This window comes from Microbacterium sp. ZW3a (assembly GCF_057167165.1).
The window spans coordinates 1,080,226-1,099,993 of sequence record NZ_CM169903.1; the positions used below are offsets into that span (position 1 = coordinate 1,080,226).

Below are 19,768 nucleotides of genomic sequence, written 5' to 3' on the forward strand. Positions count from 1 at the left end.
AAGTACCAGCGACCTACGTGACGGGCCCCGTCCACTTCTCGCCGGGCCCCTTGCCGATGGGGTCGGGGATGACGGAGGCCTCGCGGAACGCCAGCTGCAGGGAGCGCAGGCCGTCGCGGAGCGAGCGAGCGTGCATGTCGCTGATCTCGGGCGCGCCCGCGGTGATGAGCCCGGCGAGGGCGTTGATGAGCTTGCGGGCCTCGTCGAGGTCGAGCTGCTGCCCCGGATCATCGGCGAGGCCGACCTTCACGGCCGCCGCGCTCATGAGGTGCACCGCGGTGGTGGTGATGACCTCGACGGCGGGCACATCGGCGATGTCACGGGAGGCGGAGGAGGAGACGCGCTCCTGCTCCTCCCACCGCGCGAGACGCTCGGCATCCTGTGCGTTTCGGGCGTCGTCGGGGGGAATCGTGTCCACGGGTATCTCTCTGCTAGACTGTGGCGGGCTTCGGAGCGTTCTGCTCCGTACGAAAGAGGATGACATCCCACCCGCGCTTGCCGCTCCAGGCTACCGGGTTCCCGCACTCCGCTCCGTTTCGCACGGGGTTGCCAGGGTGCAGAAGCCGGTGCTCAGGGCACCGTGCCGGGTGGCATGTTCTCCTCTTCGCCCGTGATCCGCCAGGATCGCGGCGGCCGTCATTCGCAGACAAGAGGAGTTCCGCATCAGCGATCCCCGCACCAACGAGCGCATCCGAGTCCCGGAGGTCCGTCTCGTCGGACCCAACGGCGAGCAGGTCGGCATCGTCCGAATCGAAGCTGCGCTGCGCCTGGCCCAGGAAGCGGACCTCGACTTGGTCGAGGTCGCACCGAGCTCGAAGCCGCCCGTGGTCAAGATCATGGACTACGGCAAGTTCAAGTACGAGGCAGCTCAGAAGGCCAAGGAAGCGCGTCGCAACCAGGCGAACACCGTCCTCAAGGAGGTCCGGTTCCGTCTGAAGATCGAGGCGCACGATTACATCACCAAACTCAAGCGCGCCGAGGGCTTCCTCCAGGCGGGCGACAAGGTCAAGGCGATGATCCTGTTCCGCGGTCGTGAGCAGTCCCGTCCCGAACAGGGTGTGCGTCTGCTGCGGAAGTTCGCCGAAGACGTGGCCGAGTTCGGCACGGTCGAGTCGAACCCCACGATCGACGGTCGCAACATGGTCATGGTGGTCGCGCCGCACAAGAACAAGTCCGAGGTCAAGACCGAGCAGAACGCGCAGCGCGCGGCCAACCGCGAGGCGGCCCGTAGCGCCGCGCGCGGCGACTCGGCTCCCGACGACGAAGCTGCTCCGGCACCCGCCGAGTAAGCCCCCCCCGACTCCCGCAGTGCCGGGATACCAACGAAGGAAGACAGATGCCGAAGCAGAAGACCCACTCGGGCGCCAAGAAGCGTTTCAAGGTGACCGGTAGCGGCAAGCTCATGAAGCAGCAGGCCGGCATGCGGCACAACCTCGAGGGCAAGGCCTCCAAGCGCACCCGTCGCCTGAACCAGGAGCAGGTCCTGGCCAAGGGTGACTCCAAGGTCGCCAAGAAGCTCCTCGGCCTCTGAGCGCCGACGCACGTTAGGAAAGAACAGAAATGGCTAGAGTCAAGCGGGCCGTCAACGCCCACAAGAAGCGTCGCGTCATCCTCGAGCGCGCGTCCGGTTACCGCGGTCAGCGTTCGCGCCTGTACCGCAAGGCCAAGGAGCAGGTCACTCACTCGCTCGTCTACGCCTACCGCGACCGCCGCAAGCGCAAGGGCGACTTCCGTCGTCTGTGGATTCAGCGCATCAACGCCGCGAGCCGTCAGAACGGCCTCACCTACAACCGCTTCATCCAGGGCCTGGGCCTTGCGGGTGTGCAGGTGGACCGTCGCATGCTGGCCGAGCTCGCCGTGAACGAGCCCGCCGTGTTCGCGTCGCTCGTCGCGACCGCGAAGGCTGCACTGCCCAGCGATGTCAACGCCGCCAAGACCGCGTAACACCGGTTCTCACGAACGGGCGTCCTCTTCGGAGGGCGCCCGTTCGGCGTTTCCGCCGCGGCTTCCGGGGTGCATGCCGGTGGGGCCATACACTGGGGGCGTGCTGGAGAACCCCCGTTCGCCGCGGGTGCGCGCCGTGGCCAAGCTGAGCAAGCGCGCCGCCCGGCAGGAGACCGGCCTGTTCCTCTTGGAGGGCCCTCAGGCGGCGCGCGAAGCCCTCGCGTGGGCTCCCGGGACGGTCCTCGAGCTGTATGCGACACCGACGGCGCTCGAGAAGCACACCGATGTGCGCGATGCGGCGATCGACGCGGGCGTGGATCTGCAGTACACGACCGAGGCGGTCCTGGATGCCATGGCCGACACCGTGACGCCGCAGGGCATTGTCGCGGTGGCCCGGCAGTCGCCGACGGCGCTGAAGGACATCCTCGCCGGGGAGCCGCGCCTCCTGGCGATTTGCGAAGAGGTTCGCGATCCCGGCAACCTCGGCACGATCATCCGAGCGGCCGACGCCGCCGGCGCCGATGCGGTGATCCTGACCGGGCGGACGGTGGACCTCTACAACCCGAAGGTCGTCCGCTCGACGACGGGTTCCCTCTTCCATCTGCCCGTCGCGGTCGATCTCGACCTCGCCGACGTGGTCGAGCGTGTCCACGAGGCGGGACTGCGCGTGGTCGCAGCCGATGTGGGGGGTGAGGACTTCGTCGCGTCGCGCTCGCTCCTCGCAGAGCCGACGGCCTGGCTATTCGGCAACGAGGCACGTGGTCTCGACGAGGGTGCCCTCACGCACGCCGACCTGGCGTTGCGCCTACCCATCTACGGTCGCGCCGAATCGCTGAATCTCGCCACCGCGGCCAGCGTGTGCCTGTACGAGACCGCCTTCGCCCAGCGCACCGACTGACATCACCCGCTGTTACAGAACGGTTAAGGCGTGCGTCCCGGTGTGGTCGCATTCCCGACCGTCTCTTAGGGTGAGCACATGGCATCCGTTCCCCCGGCGGGCTCCGAGCCCCTTGTCGTCGTCTCCGACGTCCAGAAGCACTATGGACAATTCCAGGCGCTGAAAGACATCGATCTCACGGTCGACCGCGGCGAGGTCGTCGTCGTCATCGGCCCGTCGGGTTCGGGCAAGTCCACCCTGTGCCGCACGATCAACCGCCTCGAGACGATCACGAGCGGCTCGATCACGATCGACGGCGAAGCGCTTCCCGAAGAAGGCAAGGGGCTCGCGAAGCTCCGTGCCGACGTGGGCATGGTCTTCCAGTCGTTCAACCTCTTCGCGCACCTGACGATCCTCGAGAACGTCACGCTCGGTCCGATCAAGGTCCGCAAGCTCAAGAAGGGGGATGCCGAGAAAGAGGCGCGTGCGCTCCTCGAGCGAGTGGGCGTCGGGCACCAGGCCGACAAGCTGCCCGCGCAGCTCTCGGGCGGGCAGCAGCAGCGCGTCGCGATCGCGCGCGCCCTCGCGATGAAGCCGAAGGTCATGTTGTTCGACGAGCCGACCTCGGCGCTCGACCCCGAGATGATCAACGAGGTCCTCGATGTGATGGTCGGGCTCGCGAAGGACGGTATGACGATGATCGTCGTCACCCACGAGATGGGCTTCGCCCGCAAAGCCGCGAACCGGGTGGTGTTCATGGCCGACGGTCAGATCGTCGAGCAAGCTCCTCCGGAGCAGTTCTTCACGAACCCGCAGTCGGATCGGGCGAAGGATTTCCTTTCCAAGCTCATCACGCACTGATTCCGGCACGGAACGATGACGTTCCTCTGCCCCGCCGCCTCGGCATCCCCCCGTATCCCCTCCCTACAGCACACGTCATCAAGGAGACATCACATGCGTAAAACTCGACTTCTCGCGGGCGTCGGCGTCATCGCCGCCGGCCTGCTCGCGCTCACGGCGTGCAACAGCGGCACCCCGGGAGCGCCCGACGCGGGCGCCGGCGAGGGCACGACTGACGGCCCGGTCTGGGGCGAGGTCGCCACCGACGTCACCATCGAGGGCAGCCCCACGTTCGACCAGGTCAGCTCGGCTGGCAAGGTCGTGATCGGCGTCAAGGAAGACCAGCCCGGCCTGGGATACCTCGACCCCGTGACCGGTGAGCGCAAGGGCTTCGACGTCGACATCGCCCGCTGGGTCGCGGCGTCGCTCGGGTTCGACCCGGCGGACGAGTCGCAGGTCGAGTACAAGGCGATCGCGTCGGCTAACCGCGAGCAGGCGATCATCAACGGCGACATCGACTATTACGTCGGCACGTACTCGATCACCGACAAGCGCAAAGAGCAGATTTCGTTCGCGGGACCCTACTTCCTCACTGGTCAAGGCCTCCTGGTCGCCGCGGACGACGACACCATCACGGGGAAGGACTCACTTACGGCCGAGACGACCGTCTGCTCCGTGACCGGCTCCACGCCGATCCAGCGCATCCGCGAGGAGACCCCGGCTCAGGTCGTCGAGTTCGACACGTACTCCCAGTGCGTGGAAAAGCTCAAGAACGGCGAGGTGGATGCCGTCACCACCGACGAGGCGATCCTTCTCGGCTACGCCGCCCAGGACCCCGAGAACCTGAAGATCGCGGGCGAGCCCTTCAGTGAGGAGCGCTACGGCGTGGGCCTGGCGAAGGGTGACACGGCGTTCCAGGAGTTCGTGAACACCATGTTCACCGATGGCGGTTCGACGTGGGAGGCCATCTTCGAGAAGAACCTCGGCGCCTCGGGCGTCGCCGGCGAGCAGCCTGCGGTCGACCCGGTCGGTTGAGTTTCCGGTGCAGGCGGCGAGAACTCGCCGCCTGCACCGCCCCGGCGTCACGCCCCACGAGAGAGAACGGACAGTTCCCGGTGAATCAGATCTTGGACTACCCCGACCTGTGGTCGCAGGCGTTGTGGGGGACCGTTCTGCTCTTCCTGGGCGGCGGTCTGATCGCCCTCGTCCTGGGCTTTATCGTCGCCGCGATGCGGGTTTCGCCGGTGCCGATCGCCCGGGCCGTCGGAGCGGTCTACGTGAACTGGATTCGCAATACGCCGCTGACGCTGGTGCTTTTCTTCTTTGCATTCTGCGTCCCGCTGCTCGTGGACGTCCCCCGCGGAAGCTTTCTCGTGTTGGCCGTCTGCGGGCTCGGCATCTACACGGCGACGTATGTCGCCGAGACCATCCGGTCGGGCATCAACACCGTTCCCGTCGGACAGGCCGAGGCTGCTCGTGCCCTGGGCTTGAGCTTCGGTCAGGTCATGACGCTCGTCGTGCTGCCCCAGGCAACGCGCTCGGTCATCCCGCCGATGATGAGTGTGTTCATCGCTCTGCTGAAGAACACCACGGTCGCCTCCGGCTTCTCCGTCGTCAATCTCGGGAACATTCGCGCGAACATGAGCGAGAACGGCGAGAACCAGCTCGTCACGATCGTGCTCGTCATGGTGATCTTCGTGCTCCTCGTGCTGGTGCTGTCGGCGCTGCAGCGCGTCGCCGAGAAGAAGTGGAAGGTCGCCCGATGAGCTCCTCCGTCCTCTACGACCTGCCCGGTCCGCGCGCGCGCGTGCGTAATCGCCTTCTGGGCGTGCTCACGCTGCTTGTGGTCGCGGCCGCCATCGGCTTCGTCGTCTGGCGCTTCATCGACACGGGGCAGTTCTCCGCGGCGAAGTGGAACGTGTTCACGTATAGCGCCATCTGGGTTCGCTTCGGTGAGGCCACGCTTGCGACGCTCGCGGCCTTTGCGGCCGCGGCCGTCGGCGCGATCCTGCTGGGCTTCGTGCTGGCGATTGGCCGCATGTCCGACCACGCATGGGTGCGCGTGCCGGTGGGGTGGATCGTCGAACTCCTGCGCGCGGTGCCCGTCCTCGTCTTCATGCTGCTGCTGTATTACGGTCTGCCGGTCATCGGCATCCGGATGTCGTCCTACTGGGCCGTGGTCATCGCCCTCATCGCCTACAACGGATCGGTGCTGTCGGAGGTCATCCGTGCGGGCGTGGAGTCGCTGCCCCGCGGCCAGGGCGAGGCGGGGTACGCGATCGGGCTGCGCAAAGCGGGCGTGATGCGCCTGATCCTGCTGCCGCAGGCGATCCGGGCAATGCTGCCGGTCATCATTGCCCAGCTCGTCGTGACGCTGAAAGACACCGCGCTCGGGTTCATCATCACGTACCCCGAGTTGCTCTACTTCGCACGGCTCCTCGGGTCGAACGGCGAGTACGGATCGCCCCTGGTCCCGGCCGCGATGGTCGCCAGCGTCATCTACGTGGCGATGTGTCTCGCTCTGTCGTACGCCGCTCATCGCGTCGAGCTCTCGCTGCGTCGGTCGCCGAGGACGACCCGTGTCGGCGCTGAGCCGCCCGAACAGGCTGGGACCGACACCGAGCTCATCGTCGCTCAACGCGGCCTGGGCAAGTACGACGCATCGGGTCTGTGACCGCCGGCGGCGGGGGAGTGTCCCCGCCCCTCGGTAGACTCTCGTCTCGTGTCTGACGCACCCGAGATCACCCCCGAGGCCGTCGCCTCCGCCATCGAAGCCGCGCTCGCGGCGATCGCCGACGCCGCGACCACGGCCGACCTGAAAGCCGTCCGCTCGGCCCACGCCGGCGAGCAGTCCCCGCTCTCCCGGCTGAACGCCCAGCTGCGCACCGTCGCCCCCGAGCAGAAGGCCGAGTTCGGCAAGCTCGTCGGGCAAGCGCGCGCGCGTGTGAACCAGGCGTTCACCGCCCGCGAAGGCGAGCTCGCCGAGGCCGAGACGGCCGCCCGCCTGGAGGCCGAGCGCATCGACGTCACGGCGTTGCCGCAGCGCGCCCGCGTGGGGGCGCGGCATCCGATCTCGCTCCTGCAGGAGCAGGTGTCCGACATCTTCGTCGGCATGGGGTGGGAGATCGCCGAGGGCCCCGAGCTCGAGCACGAGTGGTTCAACTTCGACGCCCTCAACTTCGACGTCGATCACCCGGCGCGGCAGATGCAGGACACGTTCTTCGTCGACCCGGTCGCCCGCCACCTCGTCATGCGCACGCACACGAGCCCCGTGCAGGTGCGCTCGATGCTCGAGCGCGACCTGCCGATCTACGTGCTCTGCCCGGGACGGGTGTACCGCACCGACGAGTTCGATGCGACGCACCTGCCCGTGTTCACGCAGTTCGAGGGCCTCGTCGTCGACAAGGGCATCACCATGGCCCACCTCAAGGGCACGCTCGACCACGCCGCCCGTGTGCTGTTCGGCCCCGAGGCCAAGACGCGCTTCCGCGCCAACTTCTTCCCGTTCACCGAGCCGAGCGCCGAGCTCGATCTGTGGCATCCCACCTTCAAGGGCGGGGCACGCTGGATCGAGTGGGGTGGCTGCGGAATGGTGAACCCCAACGTCCTGCGTGCCGCCGGCATCGACCCCGAGGAGTACTCGGGCTTCGCCTTCGGTATGGGCATCGAGCGCACGCTCATGTTCCGCAGTGACGTGAAAGACATGCGCGACATGGCCGAGGGCGATGTCCGCTTCAGTGAGCAGTTCGGAATGGTGGTCTGATGCGCGTCCCGCTCTCCTGGTTGCGCGAGTACGTCGACGTGCCGGCAGATGCCACGGCCGACGACGTCCTCGCGGCGCTGGTGTCCGTCGGCTTCGAAGAAGAAGATGTGCATCGCTTCGAGCTCGAAGGTCCTATCGTCGTCGGCGAGGTGACGGAGTTCACCCCTGAGCCGCAGTCCAACGGCAAGACCATCCGCTGGTGCCAGGTCGACGTCGGCGCCGAGCACGGGGGAGTGCGTGGCATCGTGTGCGGTGCCGGGAACTTCTTCGAGGGCGACAAGGTCGTGGTGACCCTGCCCGGCTCGGTCCTCCCCGGCCCGTTCCCGATCGCCGCGCGCAAGACTTACGGTCACGTGTCCGACGGCATGATCGCGTCGGCGAAAGAGCTGGGTCTCGGCAGCGAGCACTCCGGCATCCTGCGTCTGGTCGACCTGGGGATCGACGCGCCGGTGGGGACCGACGCGATCGCGCTGCTGGGGCTCGACGACCTCGCGGTCGAGATCAACGTCACCCCCGACCGCGGCTATGCGCTGTCGCTGCGAGGCGTGGCGCGTGAATACTCCCACGCCACCGGCGCGACGTTCCGCGACCCGGGCGCCGGGCACGACGATGCGCTCGAGCGCACGCCGCAGGGTTTCCCGATCGCCGTCGACGACCGTCAACCGATCCGGGGCCGTACCGGCGCGAGCCAGTTCGTGGCTCGCATCGTGCGCGACGTCGATCCTTCGCGGCCCACCCCGCCGTGGATGATCACGCGCCTGTCGCTCGCGGGAATCCGCTCGCTGGGCGTTCTGATCGACATCACGAACTACGTCATGCTCGAGCTCGGCCAGCCCATCCACGGGTATGACCTCGATCAGCTGCAGGGCGGCATCACGGTGCGCCGTGCCGAGGCGGGCGAGAAGCTCGAGACCCTCGACGGTCAGGTGCGCACCCTGCACGCCGAAGACCTGCTCATCACCGACGAGTCCGGCCCCATCGGCCTGGCGGGCGTCATGGGTGGCGGTCCGACCGAGATGAGCGACGCGACGCGGAACGTCCTGATCGAGTCCGCGACCTTCGATCAGGTGTCGATCGCGCGGACCGCGCGGCGACACAAGCTGCCGTCGGAGGCCTCCCGCCGCTTCGAGCGCGGGGTCGACCCGCTGGTCGCCTTCGTCGCCGCTGAACGTGTCGCGACGCTGATGGTCGAACTGGCCGGCGGCACCCTCGACACCGACCTCGGCGGGTCCCTCCCGGTCACGCACGCGCGTGAGGCGATCGCGCTGCCCGCGGGCTTCGTCCCCGGGCTCATCGGCGTCGACTACACCGACGACGAGATCGCCGCAGCTCTTCGCCTCGTCGGCTGCACCGTCGACGCGGCGGCCAGCGGGTGGAATGTCACGCCGCCGTCGTGGCGTCCCGACCTCACCGACAAGTGGACGCTCGCAGAAGAGGTCGCCCGCATCGAGGGCTACGACCGCATCCCGTCCGTGCTCCCGACGCCTCCGTCCGGGCGTGGACTCACCTCCGCCCAGCAGGGACGTCGGCGCGTCGCCAACGCGCTGGCCGCGGCGGGCTTCGTCGAGACGCCGTCGTTCCCCTTCACCACCGCGGAGCAGAACGACCTGCACGGGTCGCCCTCGGGGGAGACGCTGCCGAGCGTCAAGCTGGCGAACCCGCTCGACGGGCTGGCGCCGTTCCTGCGCCGTTCGCTGGTGCCGGGGCTGCTCCAGGTGGCGCACCGCAACCTCTCGCGCGGCATTGTCGATCTCGCTCTGTTCGAGGCGGGCACGGTCTTCCTCCCCAAGCCGGGCGTGCAGTACGGCACCGTGTCGGTCCCGCCCCTGGCCGTGCGTCCCGACGCCGCCACGCTCGCGGCGCTCGACGCCTCGATCCCGCCCCAGCGCCGACACGTCGCGGTGCTGCTCACCGGGCACACCGTGCCCAAGCAGCCCGGACAAGCGGCGGTCGTCGCGGATCTCGCCGACGCGGTCGACGCGATCCGGGTACTTGCGGCCGCGGCGGGCGTCGATATCGAGCTCGTCCAGGCGCAGCGCGTCGCCCTGCATCCCGGCCGCACCGCACGGGTGCTCGTCGGTGGTGCCGATGTCGGCTACGTCGGAGAGCTGCTCCCGGCCGTCGCATCGGCCGCCGACCTTCCCGGGCGAGTGCTCGTGGCCGAGCTCGACCTCGATGCGCTCCTGGGGCAGGGGCAGTCTCGCGTGGTCGCCGGTTCCCTATCGGGCTTCCCCGCTGCCACGCAAGACGTGTCGGTGGTCGTCCCGACCGATGTCGCCGCCGGCGCCGTGCGCGCGGCCCTGCTCGAGGGCGGGGCACCCCTCCTCGAGGGGGCGCGTCTGGTCGACGACTACCGCGGGAGCGGACTGCCGGACGGCTCGAAGAGCCTGACGTTCGCCCTGCGCTTCCGCGCCGAGGATCGAACGCTCACGGCCGCCGAGGCGACGGATGCCAAGTTGTCCGGTGTCGCGGTGGCTGCCGAACGATTCGGGGCGGTCATCCGCGACTGATCTTCGACGCCGCACTCGACGGGCGCCGCCGGCTTTCGCCGTGCGGCGCTTTGTCGTCTCCCGGCGCCGAGCGGGGAGATGCGCCGGCGCCGAGCGGGGAGATGCACCGTTGCCGAACGCGGAGGTACGCGCGGGAGATACATCCGCGCGGTCTCCGGGCAGCAGACTGCCCTCATCGCCGGAAGGGGGCAGTCGGAAGTACCGGCGATGAGGGCAGGACTCCAGCATAGACCCTCTTGTCCCCCTTTTGGGGGACAAGAGGGAGGATGGGCTCCTTCTGCCCCTGGTCAACGATTTGCCCTGGGCCCGAGGGGCCGGATACTCTCGCGGAATGTCGTCGATCGTCGTCCGCAACGAGGAGCTCTCCGTGAGCACCGTTGCCGTGCGTCGACGTCGGGTCGCACGCCGAGTCTCGGCGACCTCGTAACCCGCCGTCGGTCGGGCATACGGGCGTCGCCGCCCCGGTACACGCTGATTCCAGCCACAGCCCCGACTCCTAAGGTGGATTCATGACCCTCTCGGTCGCCGTCTCCGGCGCTTCCGGTTATGCGGGCGGCGAGATCCTTCGCCTGCTCGCCGACCACCCCGATGTCGAGATCCGTACCGTCACCGCGCACTCCAGCGCGGGGCAGCCACTGATCTCCCACCAGCCGCACCTGCGTTCGCTCGCGCACCTCGAACTGCAGGCGACGACCCCCGACGTGCTCTCCGGGCACGACGTGGTCTTCCTCGCCCTGCCGCACGGACAATCGGCCCAGTACACCGATGCCCTTGGCGACACGGCGCTCGTCATCGACGCCGGCGCCGACCACCGGCTTACCTCTCGCGCGGACTGGGCGGCGTTCTACGACGGCCCGCACGCCGAGCCGTGGGTGTACGGCGTGCCCGAGCTCCCCGTCGGCGCGACGACGCAGCGCGAGTTCCTCCGCGGGGCCTCCCGCATCGCCGCGCCCGGCTGCAACGCCTCGACGGTGTCGCTGTCGCTGGCGCCGGGCGTCGCGGCGGGGGTCATCGACCCCGGTGACATCGTCTCGGTCCTGGCCGTGGGCCCGAGTGGGGCCGGCAAAGCCGCGAAGACGAACCTGCTCGCCAGCGAGATCCTCGGTACCGCCAACCCGTATGCCGTCGGCGGGACGCACCGGCACATCCCCGAGATCCGCCAGGCGCTCGTGGCGGCCGGAGCCGCGCCCGATGGCATCCGTCTTTCTTTCACGCCCGTGCTGGTACCGATGGCGCGCGGTATCCTCGCCACCTCGACCGCGCCGATCAGCGAGGGGGTCTCGGAGGCCGAGATCCGCGCCGCGTGGGAGAGCGCGTACGCCGACGAGCCCTTCGTCCACCTGCTGCCCGAGGGGGCTTTCCCCCGGACGGCGGACGTGCTCGGCGCCAACACCGCGCTGCTCGGCCTCGCGATCGACCGCGCGGCGAACCGCGTCGTGGTGGTCGCGGCCGTCGACAATCTGGTGAAGGGCACCGCGGGCGCCGCGGTGCAGTCCATGAATATCGCGCTGGGGCTCCCCGAGACCACGGCGCTTCCGACGAATGGAGTCGCTCCGTGAGCGTGACCGTCCCCGCGGGATTCGAGGCGGCCGGAGTCGCCGTCGGACTGAAGTCGACCGGCGCGCGCGATGTCGCGGTCGTCGTCAACCGAGGACCGCTCAAGGTGGGCGCGGCCGTCTTCACGTCGAACCGGGCCAAGGCCAACCCGATCCTCTGGTCGGAGCAGGTCGTGCGCGACGGGGTCGTCGAGGCGGTCGTGTTGAACTCCGGGGGAGCCAACTGCTTCACCGGGTCGTTCGGCTTCCAGACCACGCATCAAACGGCGGAGCGCGCGGCCGCTCTCCTGGGCATCGGCGCCGGTGACGTCGTCGTCTGCTCCACCGGGCTGATCGGGACAGGCGACGAGGTCTTCCGCGCCAAGGTGCTCGACGGCGTCGAGCAGGGCGTCGCCGCCCTGTCGGCGGAGGGCGGTGACGACGCGTCGCTGGCGATCATGACCACCGACTCGCGTCCCAAGCGGGCCGCGCACCGCGGCGACGGGTGGAGCATCGGTGGGATGGCCAAGGGCGCGGGGATGCTGGCCCCCGGGCTCGCGACGATGCTCGTCGTCCTCACGACCGACGCGATCCTCGACGCGGCCGAGGCCGACGCCGCTCTTCGCGCGGCCACGCGGGTGAGTTTCGACCGCCTCGACTCCGACGGGTGCATGTCGACCAACGACCAGGTCACCCTGATGGTCAGCGGGGCCAGTGGCATCCGGGTGGATGCCGATGACTTCACCGCCGCGCTGACCGCGGTGTGCGACGATCTCGCCGCGCAGCTCCAGGGCGATGCCGAGGGGGCGCACCACGACGTCACGATCCGCGTCGTGAACGCCGCCTCCGAGGAGGATGCGGTCGAGGTCGGACGCTCGATCGCCCGCAACAACCTCTTCAAGGCCGCGGTCTTCGGCAACGATCCCAACTGGGGTCGCGTGCTCGCCGCGATCGGCACGACACACGCCGCGTTCGACCCCTACGACGTCGACGTCTGGATGAACGGCGTGCGCGTGTGCACCGCCGGAGGTCCGGACCGCCCGCGCGAGGACGTCGACCTCACGCCGCGGGCCACCGACCTCGTCGTGGATCTGCGCGTGGGCGATGCCGCGGCAACGATCCGCACCAACGACCTCACGCACGACTACGTCCACGAGAACAGCGCCTATTCCTCATGAGCAATATCGATATCCAGGACACCGACCCCGCCGCCGCCAGCGAACGCGCGGTGACGCTCGTCGAGTCGCTGCCGTGGGTACGCAAGTACCGCGATCAGGTCGTCGTCGTGAAGTACGGCGGTAACGCGATGGTCAGCGACGAGCTCCAGGACGCCTTCGCCGCCGACATCGCCTACCTGCGCTACGTGGGGGTCAAGCCGGTGGTCGTGCACGGCGGTGGTCCGCAGATCTCGTCGATGCTCGACCGCCTCGACATTCCGAGCGAATTCCGCGGCGGGTACCGCGTCACCTCCACCGAAGCGATCGGCGTGGTGCGCATGGTTCTCACCGGACAGATCAACCCGCAGTTGGTCGCGAAGGTCAACGCCCACGGTCCCCTCGCGACGGGGCTGAGCGGCGAGGATGCGGGCCTGTTCGGCGGTCGCCGCCGCGGCGTCGTCGTCGACGGCGTCGAGCACGACCTGGGTCGTGTGGGCGATGTCGTCACGGTCGACCCGCAGCCGGTGCTCGACCACCTCGCCGCCGGCCGCATCCCGATCGTCTCGAGCATCGCGCCCGATCTCGACCACCCCGGTGCGTCGCTGAACGTCAACGCGGATGCCGCGGCGGCGGCGCTCGCGGTCGCGCTCAAGGCCCGCAAGCTCGTCGTGCTCACCGATGTGCCCGGTCTGTACGCGGATTGGCCGAACCGGGACTCGCTCGTGTCGCACCTGACCTCGACGGAGCTGCGCGCGATGGTGCCGCGACTGGAATCGGGCATGATCCCCAAGATGCAGGCCTGCCTCGACGCCGTCGACGGGGGAGTGCCCTCGGCAGCGATCATCGACGGCCGCGTGCCGCACTCGGTGCTCGTCGAACTTTTCACCAGCAAAGGAATCGGAACGGAGGTGGTCGCGTGAACGCGGACACGACACAGGAATCTCTCGCCGCGCGCGGCCCCGCCTGGCAGGAGGATGCCGGACGCGATCTGGTCCGCAGCTTCGGAGACCGCATGGCGCTGTTCGTGCGCGGCGAGGGCTCGTACGTCTGGGACGGTGACGGCAAGCGCTATCTCGATTTCCTCGCGGGGATCGCGGTGGACGCCCTCGGACACGCGCACCCGACCTTCGTCGCCGCCGTGACCGAGCAGGCCGCGACGCTGACGCACGTGTCGAACTACTTCGCCACGCCCCCGCAGCTGGCGCTGGCCGCGCGGCTCAAGCGCTTGGCGGGCACGGGCGAATCGGGCCGGGTGTACTTCGGCAACTCCGGCGCCGAAGCCAACGAGGCCGCCTTCAAGCTCGCGCGCCTGCACGGGCGCGGGACCGAGCGCACGCGGATCCTGACGTTGAAGGGTGGATTTCACGGGCGCACCATGGGAGCCCTCGCGCTCACGGGAAAGCCGGCGCTCCAGGCCGACTTCCTGCCCATGATCCCCGGCGTCGAGCACATCGATGCCACGATCGAGGCACTCCAGACCGCGGTCGACGACCGCGTGGCTGCGCTGATCGTGGAGCCCATCCAGGGCGAGGCCGGGGTCGTCGAGTTGCCGGAGGGCTACCTCGAAGCGGCGCGCGAGATCACTGCGCGCCACGGCGCCCTCTTGATCGTCGACGAGATCCAGACCGGTGCCGGGCGCACGGGCGCGTGGTTCGCGTTCGAGCACGCCGGTATCGTGCCGGATGCCATCACCGTGGCCAAGGGCATCGGTGGCGGCTTCCCGATCGGGGCGCTCATCACCTTCGGTCAGGCGAGCGAGCTGTTCTTCCCGGGCACGCACGGCTCCACCTTCGGCGGGAATGCCCTGGGCACAGCCGTCGCGGGAGCGGTGCTGCAAGAGATCGAGGCCTCCGGTCTCGTCGAGAACGCCGCGGTGCGTGAGGCTCAGCTGCGCGAGGGTATCGCCGCGATCGGCTCCCCGCTGGTCGCCGGTGTCCGCGGTCGCGGTCTGTTGCTCGGTGTGGGCCTGACCCGCCCCGTCGCCAAGGCGGTCGTCGCCGCGGCGCAGGAGCACGGCCTGATCGTCAACGCCGCGAACGACGACACGGTCCGCATCGCCCCGCCGCTCATCATCGGCGACGCCGAGGTGTCCGAATTCCTCTCCCTGTTCGGGGCGGCCCTGGCCACCGTCTCCGATGCCCTCGTCATCGACGAGCCCGCTGCCCCGGCCACCGAAGGAGTACCCGCGTGACCCGCCACCTGCTGCGCGACGATGACCTGAGCCCCGCCGAGCAGTCGGAGATCCTCGACCTCGCCCTCGAGCTGAAGAAAGACCGCTGGGGGCAGAAGCCGCTCGCGGGCCCTCAGACGGTCGCCGTCATCTTCGACAAGTCCTCCACCCGCACCCGGGTGTCGTTCGCCGTCGGCATCGCCGACCTCGGGGGTTCTCCGCTGATCATCTCGACGGCGAACAGCCAGCTCGGCGGGAAGGAGACCCCCTCCGACACCGCCCGGGTGCTCGAGCGTCAGGTGGCCGCGATCGTGTGGCGCACCTACGCGCAGGCGGGCCTGGAAGAGATGGCCCGCGACACGCGCGTGCCGGTGGTGAACGCGCTGAGCGACGATTTCCACCCGTGCCAGCTGCTGGCCGACCTGCTCACGATTCGCGAGCACAAGGGTGAACTCGCCGGCCTGACCCTGTCGTTCTTCGGCGACGGGCGCAGCAACATGGCGCACTCGTACGTCCTGGCCGGAGTCACCGCCGGCATGCACGTGCGCGTGGCCTCGCCGGCCGACTACGCGCCCCGAGCCGACGTGATCGCCGATGCCGAGCGCATCGCGGCGAGCACCGGAGGGTCGGTGACGCTGACGACCGACCCCGAGGCCGCGGCATCCGGGGCCGACGTGGTCGTGACCGACACGTGGGTCTCGATGGGCAAGGAAGAAGAGAAGATCGCCCGTATCCGCGATCTCGGCGGCTTCAAGGTCACGACCGACCTCATGACGCGCGCCGACGACGCCGCGATCTTCATTCACTGCCTCCCCGCCGACCGCGGCTACGAGGTCGATGCCGAGGTCATCGACGGACCGCAGAGCGTGGTGTGGGACGAAGCCGAGAACCGCCTGCACGCCCAGAAGGCGTTGCTGGTGTGGCTGCTGCGCCAGCAGTGATCCCGCGCATGAGTCGGGCCTGGGTGCGTTTCGACGGCCCGGCCCGGCTCGTGGGCATCGACCTCGCCCGCGGTCTTGCCGTCATCGGCATGCTGGCGGCGCACCTGCTGACGATCGATCCGTTCGAGCCGGGCGACCCGGGCACGTGGCTCGACGTCGCCAACGGTCGGTCCTCCATCCTCTTCGCGACCCTCGCCGGGGTGTCCATCGCGCTCGTGACCGGTGGCACCCGCCCCGTGGTGGGCCGAGCGCGCGGACGCGCCGCGGGCCGACTGGCCTTGCGCGGAGCACTCCTGTGGGTCATCGGCATCCTGCTGGTGATGACAGGGGTGCCGATCTACGTCATCCTCCCCGCGTACGCGGTGCTCTTCGCGCTGTCGCTGCCGTTCCTGGGCCTGCGGGCGCGCGGGCTCTTCCTGGCCGCTTCCCTCGTCGCCGTGATCGCGCCCTGGATCTTCCCGATCCTGGATGCCGCGCCGGTGTGGAGCGGCCCGGCGGGGGAGGGGCTCGAGGCGTTCGTCGGCTGGGCCTATCCGTTCCCGGTGTGGATCGCCTTTCTCCTGGCGGGGATGGGGGTGGGCCGTCTCGACCTGCGGCGCGGGGGAGTGCAGGTGACGCTCGCGGCCGCGGGTGCGGCGCTCGCGGCGGTCGGCTACGGGGCGGCCGTTCTCGCCGACTCGGCCATGCTGCCGCAGGACCGCTACCTCGCGGCGGTGTGGAGCGCGGAGGCGCATTCGTCCGGGCTGGGCGAGGTGATCGGCTCGGGTGGCTTCGCGATCGCGACGATCGGCCTGTGCCTGCTGGTGTGTCGGACGCCGCTCCGGTGGCTGGCGATCCCGCTGCGCGCCGTGGGGTCCATGCCGCTGACGGCGTATGTGGCGCAGGTGCTGGTGTGGGCGGTGTTCGCCGCTGTCGTGCTCGGTGACCCCTCCGATCTGTTCGGAGTCCGCGAGGAGGGCTTGTTCGCGCCGCTGACTCTCGGTCTCATCGTCGGCTGCACCGCGTGGGCGCTCCTGCTCGGGCGCGGGCCGCTGGAGGCGATGATCGACGGCATCGTCCGGCGTGTGGTTCCTTCGCCCCGCGCGCCCTCTCGGGGGACCGCGGCCTGACCGGCCGGGCGGTGACGGCCACTCTCGGTAGGCTGGAGCCATGAGCAGCGAGACCGGTCAGGCCACGAACGAGGGCGCCCTGTGGGGTGCCCGTTTCTCGGGCGGCCCCTCTCCCGAACTGGCGGCGCTGAGCCGGTCGACGCATTTCGACTGGGACCTCGCGCTGTACGACATCGCCGGCTCGCACGCGCACGCGGCCGCTCTCGAGGCCGCCGGCTACCTCACCGCCGACGAGGCGCGTGACATGCACGCGGGTCTCGACGACCTCGCCGCGCGCGTCCAGGCGGGAACGCTCGTCGCCGCCCCGGGCGACGAAGACGTGCATGGAGCCCTCGAGCGGGTCCTGATCGAGACGGTCGGCCCCGCGCTCGGGGGCAAGCTGCGCGCCGGTCGCAGCCGCAACGATCAGATCGCCACCCTCGTGCGGCTGTACCTGCTCGACCACGCGCGCACGATCACCCGTGAGCTGCTGCGACTGGTCGACGCGCTCGTGTCGCAGGCCTCGGCGCACGAGGCGGCCATCATGCCGGGGCGGACGCACCTCCAGCACGCCCAGCCCGTGTTGCTCGCGCATCACCTGCAGGCGTACGGATGGGCCTTCGTCCGTGGCATCGAGCGTCTGCGTGACTGGTCGGTCCGTGCCTCGGTCTCGCCCTACGGCGGTGGGGCACTCGCCGGGGCGACCCTCGGCCTCGATCCGCAGCTCGTCGCCGACCGTCTCGGGCTGGCTCGCCCGTCCGAGAACTCCCTCGACGGCACCGCCTCGCGCGACGTCGTGGCCGAGTTCGCCTTCATCGCCGCGATGATCGGGGTCGATCTCTCCCGTCTGTCCGAAGACATCATCCTGTGGAACACGCGCGAGTTCGGATTCGTCACCCTCGACGACTCCTACTCCACAGGGTCGAGCATCATGCCGCAGAAGAAGAACCCCGACATCGCCGAGCTCGCGCGCGGCAAAGCCGGACGCCTGATCGGTAACCTCTCGGGCCTTCTCGCGACCCTGAAGGGTCTGCCGCTGGCCTACAACCGCGACCTGCAGGAAGACAAAGAGCCCGTCTTCGACTCGGTCCGCACGCTCGAGCTCGTGCTGCCGGCGTTCTCCGGCATGATCTCCACGCTGCGCTTCCACACCGCTCGCATGGCCGAGCTCGCTCCGCAGGGTTTCTCCCTCGCGACCGATGTCGCCGAGTGGCTCGTGCGGCAGGGTGTCGCCTTCCGTGACGCGCACGAGATCTCGGGCGCCCTGGTGCGCGCATGCGAGGAGCGCGAGATCGGGCTGGAAGACGCCGACGACGCTCTCCTGGCATCCGTCTCGCCGTCGCTGACGCCGGCCGTGCGCGACGTGCTGTCGATCGAGGGATCGGTGGCCAGCCGTACCGGCGTCGGGGGAACGGCTCCGGTGCGTGTCGCGGAGCAGCGGGCCGAGCTTGTGTCGCGGGCGCAAGCGGCTGCGCACGCCCTGGGCCTGTAAAGATCAGCCCTTCACTTATCTTTTCGCAAAGATAAGCCATACACTGATCGCATGACCGTCGCCGTCATCGCTGATATCGTCCGGTCCCGCGAACTCGACGATCGCGCGGCCGCGCAGCAGGCCATCGTCGACGCCGTCGCGCGGGCAGAAGCCGACGCTCCGATGGCGGCGTCACCTCTCACGGCGGTGGTGGGCGACGAGTTCCAGGGAGAGTTCCCGACGATCGCCGCCGCCACGGCGTCGTTGCTCCTCCTGCGCCTGCAGCTTCCCGACGGTGTCGATTGCCGATTCGGCGTGGGTGTCGGCGACGTGCGCCCCGTCGAACTGGCCGGCCGCACGATCCCCGAGGGGCCGGCATGGTGGGCCGCGCGCGCGGCGATCGAACGGGTCGAAGTGCTTCAGCATCGCGCCGCGCCGCTCGCGCGCACATGGATCGAGGCCGCCGAGGGGCAGGATGCCACCATGCTCGAGACGATTGCCGTGGCCAACGCCTACGTGCTGTCGCGCGATCAGCTCGTGTCGTCGATGAGCCAGCGGACCCGCCGACTGACGTACGGTCGCTGCCTCGGACGCTCGCAGCGCGACCTGGCCGCCGACGAGGGCATCACCCAGTCGGCCGTGTCACAGGCCCTGTCCTCGGCGGGGTCGTCGGCTGTCGTCGAGGGCTTCCTCGCCCTGCGCACGGGGAGTCGCGCATGATCGCCGCCGGTCTGCTCCTGGTCGCGGTGGGGGGCGCCGACCTCGTGCGGCGCCTGATCACCGGACGCCGCGCCGTGCCCTACGCCATCGCCGCGGTCGCCCTCGTGGCGCTCGCCGCGGGCGCGGATGCCATCGTCGCCGGGCTTCTCGCGGTCGCCGTCGCGGCCATCTGGATCTGGGTGATCCCCGAATCCGGTCCCGCGCGCGCGGGACTGTGGCCGGTGGGTCTTCTCGGGGTCGCGGTCGCCGCGTGCGTCGTGGTGGCCCCCGCGCGGACTCGCCCCGGGCTCTTGGGCGCCGTGTGGGAGGCGTACGGGCCGCGCGGGGGCGCGTCGATCGACGAGGTTCTCCTGATCGCGGGGTGCGTGCTGTTCCTGCTGGAGTCCGGCAACGCCGTGGTGCGCATCGCGCTGCGCGCCGAGATGGGGGAACATGTTGCGCCTGCCACCGGAGAGGCTCCCGCGACCCTCAAGGGCGGCCGGTTGATCGGCCCGCTCGAGCGCATCCTCGTCTTCGCTCTCACCCTCGCCGGCGCCTACACGCTGCTTGCGGCGGTCCTCGCGGCCAAGGGCATCGTGCGCTTCCCGGAGATCTCCCGCGACGGCGACGGAGGAGAGCGTGCCGAGTACTTCCTCATCGGCAGTCTCGTCAGCTGGGTCATCGCCCTGGCGGCGGCGTTCCTGGTCTGGTGGGGCATCCGCAACGTCTGACCGGAGCACGGGATCCGGTCCGTCCGCCCGCCGCTGATAGCC

The 19,768-nt window shown here is 69.6% G+C and carries 20 protein-coding genes; 19 read left to right on the forward strand and 1 reads right to left on the reverse strand.

Translation table 11 applies throughout. The features are described from left to right. Positions 1-13: 13 nt before the first annotated feature. Positions 14-418, reverse strand: coding sequence for a DUF1844 domain-containing protein (locus tag ACU6WY_RS05030; RefSeq protein ID WP_483821364.1), 405 nt, complete (start codon positions 416-418; stop codon positions 14-16). Between the two features lie 244 nt (positions 419-662). Between ACU6WY_RS05030 and infC the strand changes: the two genes are divergently transcribed. The 19 genes from infC (at position 663) to ACU6WY_RS05125 (ending at position 19,726) form a co-directional block, all read left to right on the forward strand. Then, positions 663-1,289, forward strand: coding sequence for a translation initiation factor IF-3 (infC, locus tag ACU6WY_RS05035; protein WP_483821855.1), 627 nt, complete (start codon positions 663-665; stop codon positions 1,287-1,289). A gap of 47 nt (positions 1,290-1,336) precedes the next feature. Continuing rightward, complete coding sequence (rpmI, locus tag ACU6WY_RS05040; protein ID WP_483821365.1) at positions 1,337-1,531, forward strand: 50S ribosomal protein L35; 195 nt, start codon at positions 1,337-1,339, stop codon at positions 1,529-1,531. A 29-nt stretch (positions 1,532-1,560) separates the two neighbouring features. Then, positions 1,561-1,944, forward strand: a complete 384-nt coding sequence (gene rplT, locus ACU6WY_RS05045) for a 50S ribosomal protein L20 (RefSeq protein ID WP_063257942.1) — start codon at positions 1,561-1,563, stop codon at positions 1,942-1,944. A gap of 100 nt (positions 1,945-2,044) precedes the next feature. Beyond that, positions 2,045-2,842, forward strand: coding sequence for a TrmH family RNA methyltransferase (locus tag ACU6WY_RS05050; RefSeq protein ID WP_483821366.1), 798 nt, complete (start codon positions 2,045-2,047; stop codon positions 2,840-2,842). 78 nt (positions 2,843-2,920) lie between these two features. After that, positions 2,921-3,682: an amino acid ABC transporter ATP-binding protein gene (locus ACU6WY_RS05055; RefSeq protein WP_483821367.1), complete on the forward strand. Its 762-nt coding sequence runs from the start codon at positions 2,921-2,923 to the stop codon at positions 3,680-3,682. A gap of 93 nt (positions 3,683-3,775) precedes the next feature. Beyond that, positions 3,776-4,696, forward strand: a complete 921-nt coding sequence (locus ACU6WY_RS05060) for a glutamate ABC transporter substrate-binding protein (protein WP_483821368.1) — start codon at positions 3,776-3,778, stop codon at positions 4,694-4,696. A gap of 80 nt (positions 4,697-4,776) precedes the next feature. Then, positions 4,777-5,427 (forward strand): amino acid ABC transporter permease, encoded by a 651-nt coding sequence (locus ACU6WY_RS05065; RefSeq protein WP_483821369.1) that lies wholly within the window; start codon positions 4,777-4,779, stop codon positions 5,425-5,427. Further along, on the forward strand, positions 5,424-6,335 hold the full coding sequence (locus ACU6WY_RS05070; RefSeq protein ID WP_483821370.1) for an amino acid ABC transporter permease: 912 nt from the start codon (positions 5,424-5,426) through the stop codon (positions 6,333-6,335). The genes ACU6WY_RS05065 and ACU6WY_RS05070 overlap by 4 nt, the downstream gene beginning before the upstream one ends. Before the next feature lie 48 nt (positions 6,336-6,383). Next, a complete protein-coding gene (pheS, locus tag ACU6WY_RS05075) occupies positions 6,384-7,424 on the forward strand; it encodes a phenylalanine--tRNA ligase subunit alpha (protein ID WP_483821371.1) in 1,041 nt (346 codons plus the stop codon). Next, the gene (gene pheT, locus ACU6WY_RS05080; protein ID WP_483821372.1) at positions 7,424-9,934 is read left to right on the forward strand and encodes a phenylalanine--tRNA ligase subunit beta; all 2,511 of its coding nucleotides are present in this window, start codon (positions 7,424-7,426) and stop codon (positions 9,932-9,934) included. Before pheS ends, pheT begins: the two co-directional genes overlap by 1 nt. 509 nt (positions 9,935-10,443) lie before the next feature. Continuing rightward, positions 10,444-11,493: an N-acetyl-gamma-glutamyl-phosphate reductase gene (gene argC, locus ACU6WY_RS05085; RefSeq protein ID WP_483821373.1), complete on the forward strand. Its 1,050-nt coding sequence runs from the start codon at positions 10,444-10,446 to the stop codon at positions 11,491-11,493. Beyond that, positions 11,490-12,647 carry a bifunctional glutamate N-acetyltransferase/amino-acid acetyltransferase ArgJ gene (gene argJ / locus ACU6WY_RS05090; RefSeq protein WP_483821374.1) on the forward strand — a complete coding sequence of 386 codons (1,158 nt, stop codon included), beginning with the start codon at positions 11,490-11,492 and terminating at the stop codon, positions 12,645-12,647. Before argC ends, argJ begins: the two co-directional genes overlap by 4 nt. Then, positions 12,644-13,546 carry an acetylglutamate kinase gene (argB, locus tag ACU6WY_RS05095; RefSeq protein WP_483821375.1) on the forward strand — a complete coding sequence of 301 codons (903 nt, stop codon included), beginning with the start codon at positions 12,644-12,646 and terminating at the stop codon, positions 13,544-13,546. The genes argJ and argB overlap by 4 nt, the downstream gene beginning before the upstream one ends. 92 nt (positions 13,547-13,638) lie before the next feature. Then, a complete protein-coding gene (locus ACU6WY_RS05100) occupies positions 13,639-14,817 on the forward strand; it encodes an acetylornithine transaminase (RefSeq protein WP_483821856.1) in 1,179 nt (392 codons plus the stop codon). Further along, complete coding sequence (gene argF, locus ACU6WY_RS05105; RefSeq protein WP_483821376.1) at positions 14,814-15,737, forward strand: ornithine carbamoyltransferase; 924 nt, start codon at positions 14,814-14,816, stop codon at positions 15,735-15,737. Before ACU6WY_RS05100 ends, argF begins: the two co-directional genes overlap by 4 nt. A gap of 8 nt (positions 15,738-15,745) precedes the next feature. Continuing rightward, entirely contained in the window at positions 15,746-16,846 is a 1,101-nt protein-coding gene (locus ACU6WY_RS05110; RefSeq protein ID WP_483821377.1) for a heparan-alpha-glucosaminide N-acetyltransferase domain-containing protein, read from the forward strand. 40 nt (positions 16,847-16,886) lie between these two features. Continuing rightward, positions 16,887-18,317, forward strand: coding sequence for an argininosuccinate lyase (gene argH, locus ACU6WY_RS05115; protein ID WP_483821378.1), 1,431 nt, complete (start codon positions 16,887-16,889; stop codon positions 18,315-18,317). Positions 18,318-18,368: 51 nt separating this feature from the next. After that, a complete protein-coding gene (locus ACU6WY_RS05120; RefSeq protein WP_483821379.1) occupies positions 18,369-19,016 on the forward strand; it encodes a SatD family protein in 648 nt (215 codons plus the stop codon). After that, entirely contained in the window at positions 19,013-19,726 is a 714-nt protein-coding gene (locus tag ACU6WY_RS05125) for a hypothetical protein (protein WP_483821380.1), read from the forward strand. Before ACU6WY_RS05120 ends, ACU6WY_RS05125 begins: the two co-directional genes overlap by 4 nt. Positions 19,727-19,768: the final 42 nt, after the last annotated feature.

Coding starts and splice junctions, on each gene's coding strand:
- ACU6WY_RS05110 (WP_483821377.1), top strand. CDS start 15,746: ATGAGTCGGGCCTGGGTGCGTTTCGACGGCCCGGCCCGGCTCGTGGGC.
- ACU6WY_RS05100 (WP_483821856.1), top strand. CDS start 13,639: ATGGCGCTGTTCGTGCGCGGCGAGGGCTCGTACGTCTGGGACGGTGAC.
- pheT (WP_483821372.1), top strand. CDS start 7,424: ATGCGCGTCCCGCTCTCCTGGTTGCGCGAGTACGTCGACGTGCCGGCA.
- ACU6WY_RS05120 (WP_483821379.1), top strand. CDS start 18,369: ATGACCGTCGCCGTCATCGCTGATATCGTCCGGTCCCGCGAACTCGAC.
- ACU6WY_RS05055 (WP_483821367.1), top strand. CDS start 2,921: ATGGCATCCGTTCCCCCGGCGGGCTCCGAGCCCCTTGTCGTCGTCTCC.
- argC (WP_483821373.1), top strand. CDS start 10,444: ATGACCCTCTCGGTCGCCGTCTCCGGCGCTTCCGGTTATGCGGGCGGC.
- rpmI (WP_483821365.1), top strand. CDS start 1,337: ATGCCGAAGCAGAAGACCCACTCGGGCGCCAAGAAGCGTTTCAAGGTG.
- ACU6WY_RS05060 (WP_483821368.1), top strand. CDS start 3,776: ATGCGTAAAACTCGACTTCTCGCGGGCGTCGGCGTCATCGCCGCCGGC.
- argH (WP_483821378.1), top strand. CDS start 16,887: ATGAGCAGCGAGACCGGTCAGGCCACGAACGAGGGCGCCCTGTGGGGT.
- ACU6WY_RS05070 (WP_483821370.1), top strand. CDS start 5,424: ATGAGCTCCTCCGTCCTCTACGACCTGCCCGGTCCGCGCGCGCGCGTG.
- argB (WP_483821375.1), top strand. CDS start 12,644: ATGAGCAATATCGATATCCAGGACACCGACCCCGCCGCCGCCAGCGAA.
- rplT (WP_063257942.1), top strand. CDS start 1,561: ATGGCTAGAGTCAAGCGGGCCGTCAACGCCCACAAGAAGCGTCGCGTC.
- ACU6WY_RS05125 (WP_483821380.1), top strand. CDS start 19,013: ATGATCGCCGCCGGTCTGCTCCTGGTCGCGGTGGGGGGCGCCGACCTC.